This is a genomic window from Maritimibacter sp., assembly GCF_016774595.1.
GTDB classification, from domain to species: domain Bacteria; phylum Pseudomonadota; class Alphaproteobacteria; order Rhodobacterales; family Rhodobacteraceae; genus Maritimibacter; species Maritimibacter alkaliphilus.
Map to the genome: position 1 here is coordinate 707,821 of NZ_JACBWT010000001.1, position 14,535 is coordinate 722,355.

At 59.2% G+C, this 14,535-nt stretch carries 10 protein-coding genes, 1 tRNA gene and 3 pseudogenes; 3 read left to right on the forward strand and 11 right to left on the reverse strand.

Going from position 1 to position 14,535, the window contains the following annotated elements:
* Window positions 1-3: 3 nt before the first annotated feature.
* The 5 genes and pseudogenes from istA to HOY44_RS03585 form a co-directional block, all read right to left on the reverse strand.
* Window positions 4-1,549 (reverse strand): annotated as a pseudogene (istA, locus tag HOY44_RS03565) (IS21 family transposase); the annotation flags it as partial.
* Between the two features lie 398 nt (window positions 1,550-1,947).
* A pseudogene (locus HOY44_RS22710) lies at window positions 1,948-2,561 on the reverse strand (class I SAM-dependent methyltransferase).
* A gap of 20 nt (window positions 2,562-2,581) precedes the next feature.
* Window positions 2,582-3,317, reverse strand: a pseudogene (pssA, locus tag HOY44_RS03575) (CDP-diacylglycerol--serine O-phosphatidyltransferase).
* A gap of 10 nt (window positions 3,318-3,327) precedes the next feature.
* Window positions 3,328-4,002: a phosphatidylserine decarboxylase gene (locus HOY44_RS03580; RefSeq protein WP_287433086.1), complete on the reverse strand. Its 675-nt coding sequence runs from the start codon at window positions 4,000-4,002 to the stop codon at window positions 3,328-3,330.
* Between the two features lie 1,429 nt (window positions 4,003-5,431).
* Complete coding sequence (locus tag HOY44_RS03585) at window positions 5,432-5,554, reverse strand: hypothetical protein (protein WP_268920894.1); 123 nt, start codon at window positions 5,552-5,554, stop codon at window positions 5,432-5,434.
* Window positions 5,555-5,927: 373 nt separating this feature from the next.
* Here HOY44_RS03585 and HOY44_RS03590 point away from each other — a divergent pair, with 373 nt between their 5' ends.
* The 3 genes from HOY44_RS03590 (at window position 5,928) to HOY44_RS03600 (ending at window position 10,817) form a co-directional block, all read left to right on the forward strand.
* The gene (locus HOY44_RS03590; protein WP_138421485.1) at window positions 5,928-6,287 is read left to right on the forward strand and encodes a hypothetical protein; all 360 of its coding nucleotides are present in this window, start codon (window positions 5,928-5,930) and stop codon (window positions 6,285-6,287) included.
* A gap of 1,261 nt (window positions 6,288-7,548) precedes the next feature.
* Entirely contained in the window at window positions 7,549-9,612 is a 2,064-nt protein-coding gene (locus HOY44_RS03595; protein ID WP_287433089.1) for a Hint domain-containing protein, read from the forward strand.
* 247 nt (window positions 9,613-9,859) lie between these two features.
* Window positions 9,860-10,817 (forward strand): IS5 family transposase gene (locus tag HOY44_RS03600; protein ID WP_287433090.1). Its coding sequence is split into 2 segments (ribosomal slippage): window positions 9,860-10,198 and window positions 10,200-10,817, totalling 957 coding nucleotides; the frame shifts between segments, so codons are not numbered across the junction.
* 298 nt (window positions 10,818-11,115) lie between these two features.
* Here HOY44_RS03600 and HOY44_RS03605 read toward each other — a convergent pair.
* From HOY44_RS03605 to HOY44_RS03630, 6 genes are all read right to left on the reverse strand, one after another.
* A tRNA-Phe gene (locus HOY44_RS03605) sits at window positions 11,116-11,190 on the reverse strand.
* Between the two features lie 273 nt (window positions 11,191-11,463).
* Window positions 11,464-11,658 carry a DNA gyrase inhibitor YacG gene (locus tag HOY44_RS03610; RefSeq protein WP_008334914.1) on the reverse strand — a complete coding sequence of 65 codons (195 nt, stop codon included), beginning with the start codon at window positions 11,656-11,658 and terminating at the stop codon, window positions 11,464-11,466.
* A gap of 83 nt (window positions 11,659-11,741) precedes the next feature.
* Window positions 11,742-12,767 carry a ribonuclease E/G gene (locus HOY44_RS03615; protein WP_008334913.1) on the reverse strand — a complete coding sequence of 342 codons (1,026 nt, stop codon included), beginning with the start codon at window positions 12,765-12,767 and terminating at the stop codon, window positions 11,742-11,744.
* Window positions 12,764-13,360 (reverse strand): Maf family protein, encoded by a 597-nt coding sequence (locus HOY44_RS03620; protein ID WP_287434719.1) that lies wholly within the window; start codon window positions 13,358-13,360, stop codon window positions 12,764-12,766. Before HOY44_RS03620 ends, HOY44_RS03615 begins: the two co-directional genes overlap by 4 nt.
* Window positions 13,344-13,562 (reverse strand): translation initiation factor IF-1, encoded by a 219-nt coding sequence (infA, locus tag HOY44_RS03625; protein WP_007205486.1) that lies wholly within the window; start codon window positions 13,560-13,562, stop codon window positions 13,344-13,346. The genes HOY44_RS03620 and infA overlap by 17 nt, the downstream gene beginning before the upstream one ends.
* Window positions 13,563-13,640: 78 nt before the next feature.
* The gene (locus tag HOY44_RS03630) at window positions 13,641-14,519 is read right to left on the reverse strand and encodes a carbon-nitrogen hydrolase family protein (protein WP_353806595.1); all 879 of its coding nucleotides are present in this window, start codon (window positions 14,517-14,519) and stop codon (window positions 13,641-13,643) included.
* Window positions 14,520-14,535 lie beyond the last annotated feature (16 nt).

A 14,535-nucleotide genomic window follows, 5' to 3' on the forward strand; every position in this document is an offset into this window, starting at 1 on the left:
CGGCCCCTCATTCCGTAGAGCCTCAGCTTTCCCATCGCGTCGATTACCTCGGATCTTTCCATTCTGTGTTCTCCTCAGGCTGTCATATCGGTTGCAGTCGGCAATGGGCTCGCAGGCCAGCTTCAGCGCATCCGGGTGGTGATTGTCAGGGTGGTGGCGGCTCGCGGTGCCGGGCCAGGATGTTCAGCACGACGCCTGCGGAATGGACATTGTGCGACAGGGCTTCGGCGCAGGCCGCCTGACCGCATCAATCCCGTCGGTCAGCACGGCGCTCAGGATGTCGACCATCTGCGCCGGTCACCGCCCGGCTGGCGTTCCAGCTTGCGCCACACGCGGCGGATTGGCACCGGCAGCTCCCATTCCCTGAAGGGCGCCCTGCTGCGAAGGGCGCCGGGTTTGCGGGCCAGAACGGGATGTAATGCAGGGGATCGAAGATGGTTTTGTCCTGCCCGAAGGCCCGCTCATGCTGGCCAACGATTTGCCCATCCTGCCAGCATTCCAGCCGGGCGGCATAGGCCCTGATCTCCACTGGCCGCCCGACCGCCCGGGCATCGACCGAGTAGCGGTTCTTGTCGAACCGCACGAGGCAGGTCTTGACACCGATGCGGGAACTGCATGGAATCCATCGAAAGGGCCGACGTAAGTACGCTCGGGCGCTCGTCCTCGAACACCTCCCAGATCGTCTTGTCGCGCAACTCTGATGTTTGTTCGCCTTGGCATAGGCCAGGCAGCGATCCTCCAGCCAGGCGTTCAACTCGGCATAGGATTTGAACTTCGACGCGGCACGAAGAAGCGCCGGCGGATCACGCCGACCTGGTTCTCGACTTGGCCTTTCTCCCAGCCCGAGGCCGGGGTACAGGCCACCGGGTCGACCAGGTAATGGCCGCACATCTGCTGGAACCGCCGGTTATAGGCCCGATTCTGCCAATGAAGATCGCGTCAACGGCGGTCTTCATATTGTCGTAGATGCCCCGCGCACAGGCCCCACCGAAGAAGGCAAACGCCTTGTCGTGGGCGTCGAACACCATCTCCTGTGTCTCTTGGGATAGGCCCGCACAAACGGCATCCGGCTGTGGCTCAGGCGCACATGCGCAACCTTCACCGTCGTGGTCACGCCGTCAATCAGACAACCTCATGGCTCCAGTCGAACTGATAGGCTTCTGCCCGGGTCGAAGCTCAGCGGCACGTAGGCAGCGGCGGAAGCTTCCCGGGTCGCCTTCGACCAACTCTCGCCGCATAGCGCCGCACCGCATCATAGCTGCCGTCATAACTCCCGGTTGCGCAGCTCTTCGTAAATCCGAACCAGTGTCAGCCGCTGGCGTTTGGGTTGCCGGTCATTCTCAGCCAGCATCTCATCCAGATCGGACCGCCACGGGTCGATCTTGGGCGGGCTGCGTGGACCGGTCATAGCTGAACTCGGTTGCCCCTGACCGCACCACCTTCCGCACCGTGTTCCGTGATACCCGCAGCCCCGGCAGATCTGCTTGATCGACTTCCCCTGGATGAAATGCGCCCGCCTGATCTTCGCAATCGTCTCCACAACCAACATCCCTAAATCGCTCCTCAATCCTTTGAGGAAGCTTCTGAACAGAAATATCAGGGGTCACTTTGACGCCGATTACCCCAATACAGGGTCAATCTTGCATGCCGGTTCACAATCGAAACTGCCGATGCCATAGCAAAGGTGACTCTGCCTATCCAATAGAGTCAGACACGTCATACGAGGCCGCCGTATTGTCGAGTGCGCTCGCACGTTTGCAGACGAACCTGCAAGCCCTCGCTTTTCGGCTAACGGCACGCAAAAGAGGGCCTCCGACTGAACGCCTACGCTGTGGCTGAGTGACCCCAGTCCACGAAGGCCCGGAGCTTGCCATGTCCACCGCCCACGGACCCGGCGCTGGAAGTCCGCGAAGCCGCTCTAGCGGCTGAACCGCCCGGGTTTCCTGTTCAGTCTGATTTACGGAGCACGAGGAAGGTCATCATGCCCATGGGCGGCAACGGCCACTTCTCCTCGATGGCGAGATCATCTTTCTGCAAAACAGTCTCGATCTCAAAATCCGAGTGCCAGCCGAGGACATTGACAGCGGTGCGGCGACCCGTTCGACCATCGCCAGCAGGCCGTCGTCGCGCTTTGAAGTGGTTGGTGATGACGACGTGCCCACCGGGTTTGCACACGCGCGATCTCGACATGACCTTCTCGGGGTCCGGCACCACCGAAAGCACGCATCGCGACCACCGTATCGAAACTTGCATCGGAAAAATCCAGCGCCCGGGCGTCCATCTGGCGCAGGTCCAACACGTGGTTCAGGTCCATGTCCCGCACCTTCGCACGGGCCTTGGCCAGCATCTCGTCACTGAAGTCGATGCCGGTCACTTCTGAGGTCGGGACGATAGTGCGGCAATGCAAGCCCTGTTCCGACGCCGACCTCAAGGACCCGCCCCGAAAGGCCGTTCACGAACGCCACCGCCCGGCGCCGCCCGGTGTTGGTGATGGCTCCGAACGTCCGATCATAGACCGGCGCCCAACGGGCGTAGGATGTCTTGACGGCCTTGATGTCCAATGCCCTGCTCCCGGTCTGTTTCAGCGTGTCCTGCGATCCAGCAAGGCCCAGATGACCATGCCGATGTAGGCAAGGCAAATCACGACCAACGAAACCCACGGCTCGATCAGGAGCGCAGCCGAGAGCACGGCGAACCCCACGAGAAAGAACTCACATTGTGGCGCGACACCTGGTTTCTTAAAGGACCAGGTCGGGATGCGGCTGATCATCAGGAGCCCAACTCCGATCATGTAGACCGCGATCACGTAGCCGGGCACCAGAGGGACGTCCGCGAACGCGAAGGATACGAACATCGGCAGCATGACAGGAACGCACCGGCCGGGGCTGGCACACCGACAAAATACGCGCGGTCCGCAGTCGGCTCTTTGGCTTTGTCGCTGACATTGAACCGCGCTAGGCGCATCACGCAGCAGACCGCATAGGCGAGCACGGCAAGCCACGTGACGCTTGGCAGGTCCTGCAAGACCCAGAAGTAAAGAACCAGTGCAGGGGCCACACCGAAGTTCAGGAAATCCGCAAGCGAATCCAACTCGGCCCCAATCGCGCTGTCGCTGCCCAAGAGCCGCGCGATACGACCGTCGAGGTGCCGTCGAGCACGGCGGCGGCAAGGATAAGAAGCACCGCCGTCGCGTAGTCGCCCCGAAACCCTCCCGGATGCGCCGACAGGCCCGCACAAATCGCGACGATGGTCAGCATGTTTGGAAGAAGCTGGATCAGCGCGAACTCGGTCGGCGCTTTGTTCGGGGTGTCAGGCATGTGCTGTCCCCTACCCTTCTGTTGGTTGCGTCAGCTCTGCGATCACGGATTCGCCTGCGATCATCGTCTGTCCCAGCGCAACGATCGGCTCGACCCCGTCTGGCAGGTATACGTCCAGTCGCGACCCGAAACGGATCAGTCCAAACCGTTCGCCGGTGGCCAGGCTGTCGCCCTCCTTCACGAAACAAACGATGCGCCGCGCCACCAATCCAGCGATCTGAACAACCGCCAGATCGCACCCATCCGTCATACGGATGCGCAGGCTGTTGCGCTCGTTGTCCACACTGGCCTTGTCGAGCGAGGCGTTGAAGAACTTGCCGGGGCGGTAGGCGATGTCAGCAATCTCACCTGTAACCGGGACCCGGTTCACGTGACAGTTGAACACGCTCATGAACACGCTCACACGCGTCAGCGCCACGTCCGGCATACCCAACTCGGCGGGCGGGACGGCCGGTTCGATCAGTGAGACGATTCCATCCGCCGGACTGACCACGACGCCCGGCCTCGGCGGCGTGACCCGCTCCGGGTCGCGGAAGAAGTAATAGCACCAGACGGTCAGCCCGACGCCGATCCAGCCAAGAAACCCCGAGATCAGGAACAGACCCACCGTAACGATCGCGAAGATCGCCACGAACCTCCGACCCTCGGGATGCATCGGCTTGATGAATGTGTCGCGCATGCGCATCGGCGAGGCTCCTCCGGGTCGATACCGCGCAAGTTGATAGAGCTATCGGACGCACCAAATGAATCAAACTAGGAAAGGCCGATGGCTTCTATTCACATCAAATGGAAGGGCTCGCAAGCACGTCGGTCGTTCAAGCGCTAGCCCGTAGCCAGCCAGAACCAGACCAGCCTGCCATGCCGCGAAAGCTTGCGCAGTCCTCGTGGGCCTCCCGTGCAACAGACAGGGGGCGAATACTTAGGAACTGGAATACCCCTTGTTCCGTGGCAGTCCATTTTGGCGTGTCTTGAGCGGTGGACGCTAGGACGAAATGCGCCAAATGGAGCAACGATCGCAAATGAATTGCCATCGCGCGGATCACTGAGAGAGGTTACCCAGTCCTGGAGGTGATCGTGCGCCTGCGCATTGGCCATCAATCGTTCTGTGTGTATAAGAAATGATTTTTGAAGGCGGCGTTTGGCGACACGAAAATCGCTCGCCGCAGATCGTGAACATGTCCACCTCAGGACGCACGTTTACCAACTCTTCGAACGATTTATGGCCCGGGTGCGAGCCAGCTTTCGCGTTCGACAAAGCGACCCCGCAACCATCTCCATCTTGCCCGTTGGCCTCACCCGGAAATTCCGCAGAACGGCCCGTAGAACGCCATTTCGTGATCTTGGCTCAAAGAGGGACACCGGAGACGACCCCAAGGCCCTTTAGCCGCCCGCTCCGTGGCTCTGAGCGGCATCTGAGCTCGGCACATTCCCCCCGCAGATCAAACCGTAAATCAGGAAAGGCTAGACCCGCGCCGCTCAAAGCGACCCGCATTGCTAAGGTTGCACGAAGTCCTAGAACATCTGATTGCACCGTACAGGGGGCTTCCGATAGAAATCCCCGGCTGACGTCGGATCCTTGGATGGCCGATCTATGATCTGTGGCGGCGGGTTCAGGGCCGCAGACCTTATGACCGCCTTCATCGTTCCTCGGCTTCCTGACACCGACATGCAAAGCACTGATTTGGACCTGTTCGCACCCCTCCTTGGCTACCCACGCGAAGCACGTGAACGCCTGCGCGCCGGAGCAAGCAACGCCAAGGCGAACCCAATTTAGCGGAGGAGCGCCAGCCTTTCTCCCCTTAACAGTGGGTGACGGAGTCTTCTGCAGGGAGTGACCCAAGGTGGGCTTCGCACCCCAAGCGGTTCAAGCATCTTAGGCCAAATCATACCGGCATTTGCGATGGCAAAAGTTTTCTCCCCACTCCTTGCTTTGTGGCACGACCCACCGCTCAGGAAAACGCAAAACCCAGGCAGAATCTGGCGTTGCCAACTCGAACTACCATCGAGCGCGTTGTCGGCAACCCCCGAAAACATCCTGCCACTCTTTCTTGCTCTACGTTTGTAGCCGATCTTCGCGTTGACGCCGGCCAGGCCGGTCAGCCGGGCAACAAGGTTCAGGCTGATGCTTTCACCTTGCTCCAGAAGTTCAACATATAGCTTGCAGTAATCTTACAACCCCGCTCGGTGATCTGCGCAATTGCGTTCCGCTTGAAATCATCGCTGAACTTACCGCTCATCAAGGCCGCCTTGCCTCAAAACCAGCACAGAAGGCGTCCACGGTAAACGGCGCCATTCACGCCGTCGCACTGACACATTTCGGTAAGTCAAGTTTGGAGTCCTTGGAAACAATGGCCGCCACTCCCAAAAATCGGCAACCTGCACTCTACAATCCCCTAAAATCGGCACATAATAAGTTTCACAGGTGCCCTTGCTTTACGTTCAGTATCCTATTGCACCGCATTCTTCTGGCGACAAAAAATGGCGCGATTGCCTTAGTCCAGTCGCCTTGACAATTCTTGCCCCAATGATTCCTCATGGAGGGCAAGATAAATCCAGTTGGTGCTGCTAGGTTATCAAGCAACACATCGTTCACAATTGCGAGGCAACTGAATGACCAAGGATAAAGTATTTTCGGCAGGAGCCGCCTCTACTCCTGCGAAAGAAATGCGACGGACAGATGCGTCTGACGACGTGCTCCTTGCACTTGAAGACCCGGCCTGGAAGGAGGACATAGAAGATGCGCACCAGTCCTTCAATATCCCGGCCACGGAGCGGAGGTGGACCGAAAGTTATATTTCAAGAGCAATTCTTTCAGACGCGGGTTTGTCTGTCGCGATGATCGCGTCCATCGCTGGCATATCTCTGCTCTTGTCGAGCAGCTTCGACCTTTCGTTTCTTGATGTTGCACTGGTCGTTACAAGCTTCGCGGCGATGGCACTAGTGGGATGTGACAGGCGTGACACGCATTGAGTGCGACAGAATGGACTTTGGTTAGCGTGACCCGAGCGGTCCCTATTGCAAGTAGCTGCACGATTGGCCTTTGACTCGTTGCACGAGTGTCCAAGGCACGGTGTGGTTTCTACCATAGACTGGATTCGCCTTGGAAATTTGGAGAGCACCAACCGAGAAATCAGGAGGTGTTCTATATCGAAAGGGAAACTACCGGCGCCGGCATTTCGGCGTGAAGAGGGGCGACTGGCGATGACGAACGGGCGCATTAGTCGTGAAATTGTAGAGAATCCCGGGGTTGGTCTTTCAACGTTGACGCGGTGGTTGAGCCAGGATCGTGATGCCGAAATGGCTTTTGAGGAACAGCCCGAACTGTGGAACGAACTAAAGCGACCGCGTCGGGAGGACGAGGTCCTGAAACATGAGCGCGACATCCCAAAAAAATAGGCGAGCTTATTATCCGCCATTGGTCCGAGGACAATGGACGAGCGCCTTCTTCGCGAAAGACCCAAGTCGATGATCTGAGCCTTCATCGAAGCGGAGAAGGCGAGCTTCCAGATTCTTCGAATGTGCCGTGCTCTGGGAAATAGCTAGAGCGGCTACTTCGTCGGACGCGGCCGACCGGCCTGCCAGCGTTGGTGGCAGGTTATGGACTACCTTGGGCATATCCTTACGGCCTCCGCTTTTTCGAACGGCACCTACGAAAACCCGCTGATGCACCGCGATCTCGTGGGCGACAGCCATGGGATTGGTTGGCTCTGCGCGGCCCCGTTGATACGGGAGAATGGCCTCGTGGCGCGACAAAAGCGTCTGTTCAAGCGGACCACGGACAGCGAACACGCTTGGTCCGTCGCACCCACCCTGTTCTCCTAGAGCTTTGAGACCGACCAGCCGGACCGGAAATGGGGCGCCAACATCATCAACATCTGGACGGCGCAGGGCTGGCTCTACCTCGCGATAGTGCTCGACCACTACTCGCGAGGGGTTATCTGATAACAACAAGCGATCGGCTGAAGCGCAGCCTCGCCATCGATGCTCGGAGACACGCCATTTCGAACCGCAATCACTTGCCGGAAATGCTCGATGATTCCGTTCGCGGATCCCAATAGCGCACCGTCGACCACCAGGCCGAGGTCCGAAACATAGCCATTTTGACCCACCTTTGCCGCGGTTCCGAGACGGACTACGTCAGCGAAGAGGGTGATTGGCCCCAATATCGCACCAATCAATACATAAAAAAGACACTGTTTCTGTGTTTTCTATTAGAGAAAGGGAGGCCAAAATGACGATCCACCTTTTTTCGGGATACATCGAAAGCGATCTTACCACCAAAACCGCAATCAATGCAGGCGACCAAATACGCGTGCCTGATGGCGATGTAACGCGGGCTTTTCAGGTTGTTGACGACGATGCAAACCTAGAAGGGGATACAATCTCGCCCTCCACTGCCGACGACCATACGCAGATAGGAAAGATATTCAAAGATGGTCAGCTCGAGTTTGAGGGCAATATTTACGTCGACGCGATTAACGTGGTCGAAGACGCATCTGGAAACAAATACACTCTTTACGAGATTGAGCTCGAAGGCACAGACAGGGACTACTACGCGTTTGCCAGTCCGCCTCCTCCCCCAGATACCGAGCTGACGGTCGTCTCTCACGATGATGCAAATGCAGATCGCATCCCATACGAACTGATTGCAGGGGATGATCAGTATTCCTCGACACGCACAACCGCCGAAACTGTCTCAGGTGGAGCAGGAAGCGATTCTATCACTACCGGATCTGGGTCTGATAGCATCAATACCGGCTCGGGAGCCGACACGATTGATTCAGGGGCTGGTGACGACAAGATCGACGGAGGAACAGGCAGTGATCTGATCCATGGTGGGTCCGGTGACGATTACCTTCTGGGAGGAGATGGTTCAGACGTAATCTACGGTGGGACAGGCGACGATACAATTCTGGGTGGAGCTGGTGACGACCACATTCACACCGGCCCTGGGGCAGATCAAGTGGATGGAGGGCAAGGCAGTGACTACGTATATCTCCATCACGAGGATGACGCACGTAGCAACACCTTGATTGATTCAGGGACAAATGCCACAGAAACGGACAGAATTATACTTGACGGAGGGACAGGCACATACCGCGTGCAAGGTGACTTCTCCGCATCGAGCGGTTTCGAAATCATTGACGGACGGAACGCTCGTGGTGAACAATTGGGAACACGAGACGACCGTGCGGACTTTGATTTCACCGACGTCACACTCATCGGCGTAGATGAAATCATCGGGACGGAAAACACAGACAAGATAATTGGTTCAGTCGGTCACGATACGATTAATGGTTTCAGTGGAAACGACCATCTCGATGGTGGTCGCGGAGATGACATAATTTATGGAGGTGCGGGAAACGATAGACTAACAGGAGGAGAAGGCAACGACGTTCTTACCGGGGGGCTCGGAAACGATGTATTTGAAGTATCCGAGGGAATTGACAGGATCACAGATTTTGGGAACGGAAATTCTGGGACTATTGGAGATGGAATCAGGGAGAACAACGATTTCATAGACCTTTCAAAGCACTATGACAGCCTCGGTGAACTTCGGGGAGACATCGCCGACGATGGATTACTTAACCAGTCCAACGCCTTTGATGATGAGGGGCGCGCTACCGATTATAGCGACAACAAATCTTTCGGCACCTCTAGTCTGAGGATGGAAAACACCGATAGAAACAGTTTCTCTTATGACAACACTGGCATCATATGCTTTTTGAAAGGCACGATGATTTCCACGCCGAAAGGTGAAACACCAGTCGAGAGACTACGGGTAGGTGATTTAGTTTCAACACTCGACAACGGGATGCAGCCAATTGCCTGGATCGGGTCGAGGGAGGTATCAAAGGAAGAAATGGCCGCACAAGATGAACTTCGTCCTGTCTTGATAAGTGAAGGTGTGTTTGGTGCGACGAGAAAACTCTTCGTATCACGACACCACGCATTGTTGATTCACCAGGATTTTCTAGCCAGCGCCGGTCACGTTTCCAAGCACGTTCGAGGCGTAAGAGTTGCACACGGAAAACGAAAAGCTGTTTATTTCCACATCATGCTATCTAAGCATGAAGTAATATTTTCTAATGGAGTTCCCAGCGAAAGCTTTTATCCGGGCATACAAGCAATGCGGATGCTCGAACCAAAGTGCCATGACCAACTCCTGCGTTCATTCCCAGACCTGAAGAAGGTGGAATGCGAAAAGGACATAGAGAAATGGTTCGGGCCTCGATGCCGTCCGATGGCGACCCAAAGGGAAATCCCGGGATTACACGCGGCAACGTCGCACTAAGATCAAGGTTCTTTCTTGCCACACATAGGGGCGCGAACAACAGATCGAAGGCTGGACGAGAGATTTTTCAATTCGCTGGCTCGTTCATACCCTATTGGCGCGCCATGGCCTTGGATCTTGACCCGGGCTCCTCCGTCTTCAAAAGGAGTATTATGCGATTGTCCCGCTTCTCAAGGAACGTCTGAAAAACCTGCCCGTTTCGGCCTGATGTGATAGGGTGTCGGCAACGCGATTAGGAGCGCTGCCGATGCCAAAGCAACTCGCTTTTCCCGGTCTGCGCGATGCGATGAAGAAGAAGGTGACGCGTCGCGAGCAGTTCCTGGCAGAGATGGAAGCGGTGGTTCCTTGGAGCCGATTGTTGGCGCTGATCGAACCGCATTATCCGAAGGCTGGGCCGAAGGGCGGGCGCCCGCCGATGCCGCTGGAAACGATGCTGCGGGTCTATTTCCTCCAGAATTGGTATGCGTTGCGCAATCCAATGGCGGAGGAGACGCTTTATGATAGCGACGCGATGCGCCGGTTAACCGGGATCGAACTGTGCGATGATCGCATCTCCGATGAGACCACCATCCTGAACTTCCGCCATGCTGCTCGATCAGCATGGGCTGACCGAGGCCATCTTCGCCGAGGTCAATGGCCACCTTGCCGGCAAAGGCATCACGCTGCGCTCCAGCACCTTGGTGGATGCGCCGATCATCGACGCGCCATCCTCTACCACGAACCAGGCCGGCAAGCGTGACCCGGAGATGACGAGCACGAAGAAGGGAAACGACTGGTATTTTGGCATGAAGGCACATGTTGGCGCCGATGCCGACAGCGGCATCACCCACAGCCTGGAAACCTCGACTGCCAAGCTGCATGACAGCCAAGTGTGGGACGAATTACTACACGGCGATGAGGATACCGTTTGGGCCGATAAGGGCTACGTCAATACTGCACGGCGGGCCGCCTTCGAGGGACCCGGCAAGTTCTGGGGCGTGATGCGCAAGGCGCCCGCGGGTGGCCGGTTGCATCCCGTCGACGAGCAGATCAATCGGCTGATCGCCAAGGTTAGGGCCAAGGTCAAGCATCCGTTCCGCGTCATCAAACGCCAGTTCGGCTACACCCGGACCCGCTATCGCGGGCTCGCCAAGAACCGCGCCCAGTTGTTCACGCTGTTCGCGCTCGGCAACCTCTTCCAGGTGCGAAGACGTCTGATGGCCTGAGAACGAGTCTGTCCGAAGCAGGTCGAGACGCCAGGGAACCGAAAGAAAAGAACGGCGAAAACCACGATCAGCCGGCCAAAGCGTCGCTCTACTCGCTCACTCCGCTTACGCGACCTTATCCAAAACGTTGTTCAGACTTTCCTCAATAACTTGATCTCACCTGCTTTTAATTATCCGGCTGCCTCAAGATAATGGTCAGAAGGCGATCGGCAAGTCAGATTAAAACGCCGAAAGAGGCGTTTAAAAGAAATGGGCGAGTGACCGGCGGTGTTCGCCATAATCGCAAATGATCGTGAAGTGGTGCCCGGGGACAGAATCGAACTGCCGACACGAGGATTTTCAATCCACTGCTCTACCCCTGAGCTACCCGGGCACGGGTGAACGTCTTGCGTTCAGGTCGGCGTGTTCTAGTCGCGGTCCGGCGGCGTGTCCAGAGGGTTTGGGGCAAAATTTTCGGGGTTTTTTCGCAGGGCATCCTGCATGTGCTGTCGGCGTCTGTCGGGCGCTCTTCGCACGGTTTCCTCGTCGCGTTTGGCGTCTTCACACCACGCCGGGTCAAGCAGCCTGACGTCCGAGCCAAACGGGGGGCCACCACACGACCGCCGCCTGTGTCACCCCGAAAGCTTCCGCACGCTTCCGCCCGCGCTCAATGCGGACGATCCGGGCGGTCCGAGATTTCCCTTTCGATCTCGTCCACGAGTTCGTCCAGATCCTCGGGGTCTTCGGAAGGGATGCGGTACGATCCGTTCAGCCATTTCCCCAGATCGACATCGGCGCAGCGTTTGGAACAGAACGGGCGGTAGGCTGGGTCGGTGTCTTTTGCGCAGATCGGGCAGGACATCAGGTCTCCATGGGGTTGGGTCGAGGTCGGAACCAAACATGCAGAACGCGGGCGCCCGTCGCAAGGTGCCCGCCACCCGATCCTCAGATCGTGACCGGCAGGCGATCCCGTTTGCGTTGCAGCTCGAAATGCCCAAGCGGCGTCCACCCGGCCAGAACCGTCTCGGTCCCGTCACGTTTGAAGGCCGCGCGCAGGACCTGTTCGAAGGCCGCGCGATCCTTTTTCGGCATCGGGGCGAGGTCGAGGGTGATCTGGCCGCCAAGACCGCGCACCCGCAACAGGCGCGGCAGGTCGCGGGCGAGCGCGATGTTGGCCTTGAGCCCGGCGGCAAGCGACGTGTCGCCGCCCGTGTTTACGTCCACGGCGACGAGGGCGCGGGTCGGTTCGATGAACGCATAGGCGCCGCCGGACAGGGGCTGACGGGCGGCGAGCGCCCGGTCGAGCAGATCGTGGATCCCGTGTTCTTCGAACGCTCCGGGCGCCTCGGCGAAAACGTCGGGCTCCGGCCAGTCGCGCCAGGCGGTCAGATGCGCGTCGGGGCCGTCGACAAGCAGTTCGGGTTGTTTGCCCTGCGCATCGCCAAGCACCGCCTCGGCCAGCGTGCGCATCTCCGCGATATCCTCGGCCACCGCGCCGTCATCGGCCCCTTCGGCGCTGGAGCGCACGATCAGGCCATGGGGCGAGCCCTCCATCACCGCGTCGGCGATGTCGAGCAGGCGAACGCGCTCATCCTCGTCGCGGACCTGCCGCGACAGGTTGAGACCGGGCGCATCCGGCGTGACGATGGCATAGCGTGACTTGAACAGAACCTTGGTGGCGACCGGGGGCGCCTTGCCCGCTTCGGCCCAGCCGGAGACCTGCACGAGAAGCGGCGTTCCGGGCGCCAGGCCCTTGGCCTGCCTCAGGAACCCGCGCGCACCACCGAGGTCGAGGAACATGCCCCCCTGCCCCTTCATGGGCCGTTCGCAGATGCCACGATAGATCGCACCCGGCGCGGGGCCGGTGTCTTCCGCCGGGTCGATCAGAAAATCTTCGAGCACGCCGTCGACCACATGCGCGGCGGCCTTGCGCCCGCCGATCTCGTCCAGCGCGATCACCGATCCCTTCATGCCCAGCCTCCATAGACGGGATAGCCCGCGGCATTGAGAAGCGCGGCGGTTTCAGCGACCGGGAGGCCCATGACACCCGTATAACTGCCCTGAATCCACGGCACGAAAGCGCCGGCCGGGCCTTGGATGGCATAGGCTCCCGCCTTGCCCTGCCAGTCGCCCGACGCGAGGTAGGCGTTCACCTCTTCGTTCGATAGCCGTTTCATCTTGACGACCGTGACCACCTCGCGCTCCAGCACGCGCGCGGGCGTGCGCACTGCGACGCAGGTGATGACGGTATGACGACGCCCGGACAGCAGGTGCAGGAATTGCGCCGCCTCCCCCGCATCTTCCGGCTTGCCCATGATGCGGCGGCCCAGCGCGACGGTGGTGTCGGCGCAAAGCGCGATCTCGCCCTCGGCCACGACCATCGCCTCGGCCTTTGCCCGCGTGACGCGGCGGCAGTAGGCGCGCGGTTCCTCGCCCTTCAGGGGCGTTTCGTCGATGTCGGGGGGCCTCACCTCGTCCGCTTCGATGCCCAGCGTGCCGATCAGTTCAGCACGCCGTGGCGATCCGGACCCGAGGATGAGGCGGGGCTTACTTGAAGCGGTAATTGATCCGACCCTTTGTCAGATCATAGGGGGTCATCTCGACCTGAACCTTGTCGCCTGCGAGGACGCGGATGCGGTTCTTGCGCATCTTGCCTGCCGTGTGCGCGATGATCTCATGGCCGTTCTCCAGCTCGACCCGAAACGTCGCATTCGGCAGGAGCTCCTTCACGACACCGGGAAATTCGAGCAGTTCTTCCTTGGCCATGTTCACTCCGTATTTGGTCACCCACCATGTCGCGGGTGCCCTTAAATGGTCCCAAACGCCCAAATTATCAAGAGCGATTCAGCGCATATCCACAACGGATATGCGCGGTAGGGCAACGCTGTCGCCGCCGAACTGTTCCGGCCAATGTGCACGGCCCTGAACCCCGCCACCTTCGCGGATACGCCTCAGATGCGCAAGATCGAGCGTCGCGCGGGTCCAGCCGGGCTGGTTCATCACGCCCTGCGCGACCACGCCGTTATCGGGAAAGCCAAGGTCGGGCGGCGCGTAAACCCCTGCGGTGCCTGCGTTTTCGTCGAGAACGACGGACCAGTCCGACACGCCTTGGGTCGGCGATTGCACGGCAACGCACTGCGCCTCGAGCGCACGGGCCTGCGCGCCGATGCGCACGCGGTGGAACCCGGCCAGCGTTTCGGTTTGCGACGGCACCAGAAGCAGATCGAGCCCGGTTTCGGCCATTGCGCGGGTGGCAAAGGGAAATTCGGCGTCATAGCAGATCTGGACGCCGATCCAGCCCAGAGACGTCTCCATCAACACCGGCGCGGCCCCCGGCCGCATGTCCATCGGGTCGCGTTCCCACGGCGTCATGACCTGCTTGTCATGGGCCTGCCGTTTGCCGTTCGGAGCGAATAACATCGCGCGGTTGACGTAGCCCTGCGGCTCATGCACCGGACCGGACGGGGCGAGGATATGGGCGCCGTATGTCGCGGCAAGGTGGGCCCAGTGGTCCCAGGCTCGCGGCAGCGCATCCGACACCGCCGCCATCTGGTCCGAAAGCCCTTCGGCCCGCGTCAGATGGGCAAGCTCCATCGAGCCGTATTCGGGAAAGACGAGCAGATCGGCCTGCGCATCGGCGACCCAGCTTTCGACCGCATCCTCCCACGCGGACCAACTTTCGGGCGCGCCTGCGGGATAGGTCGCGGCGGCCACCCTCACCATGCCCGCGCCCTCGCCT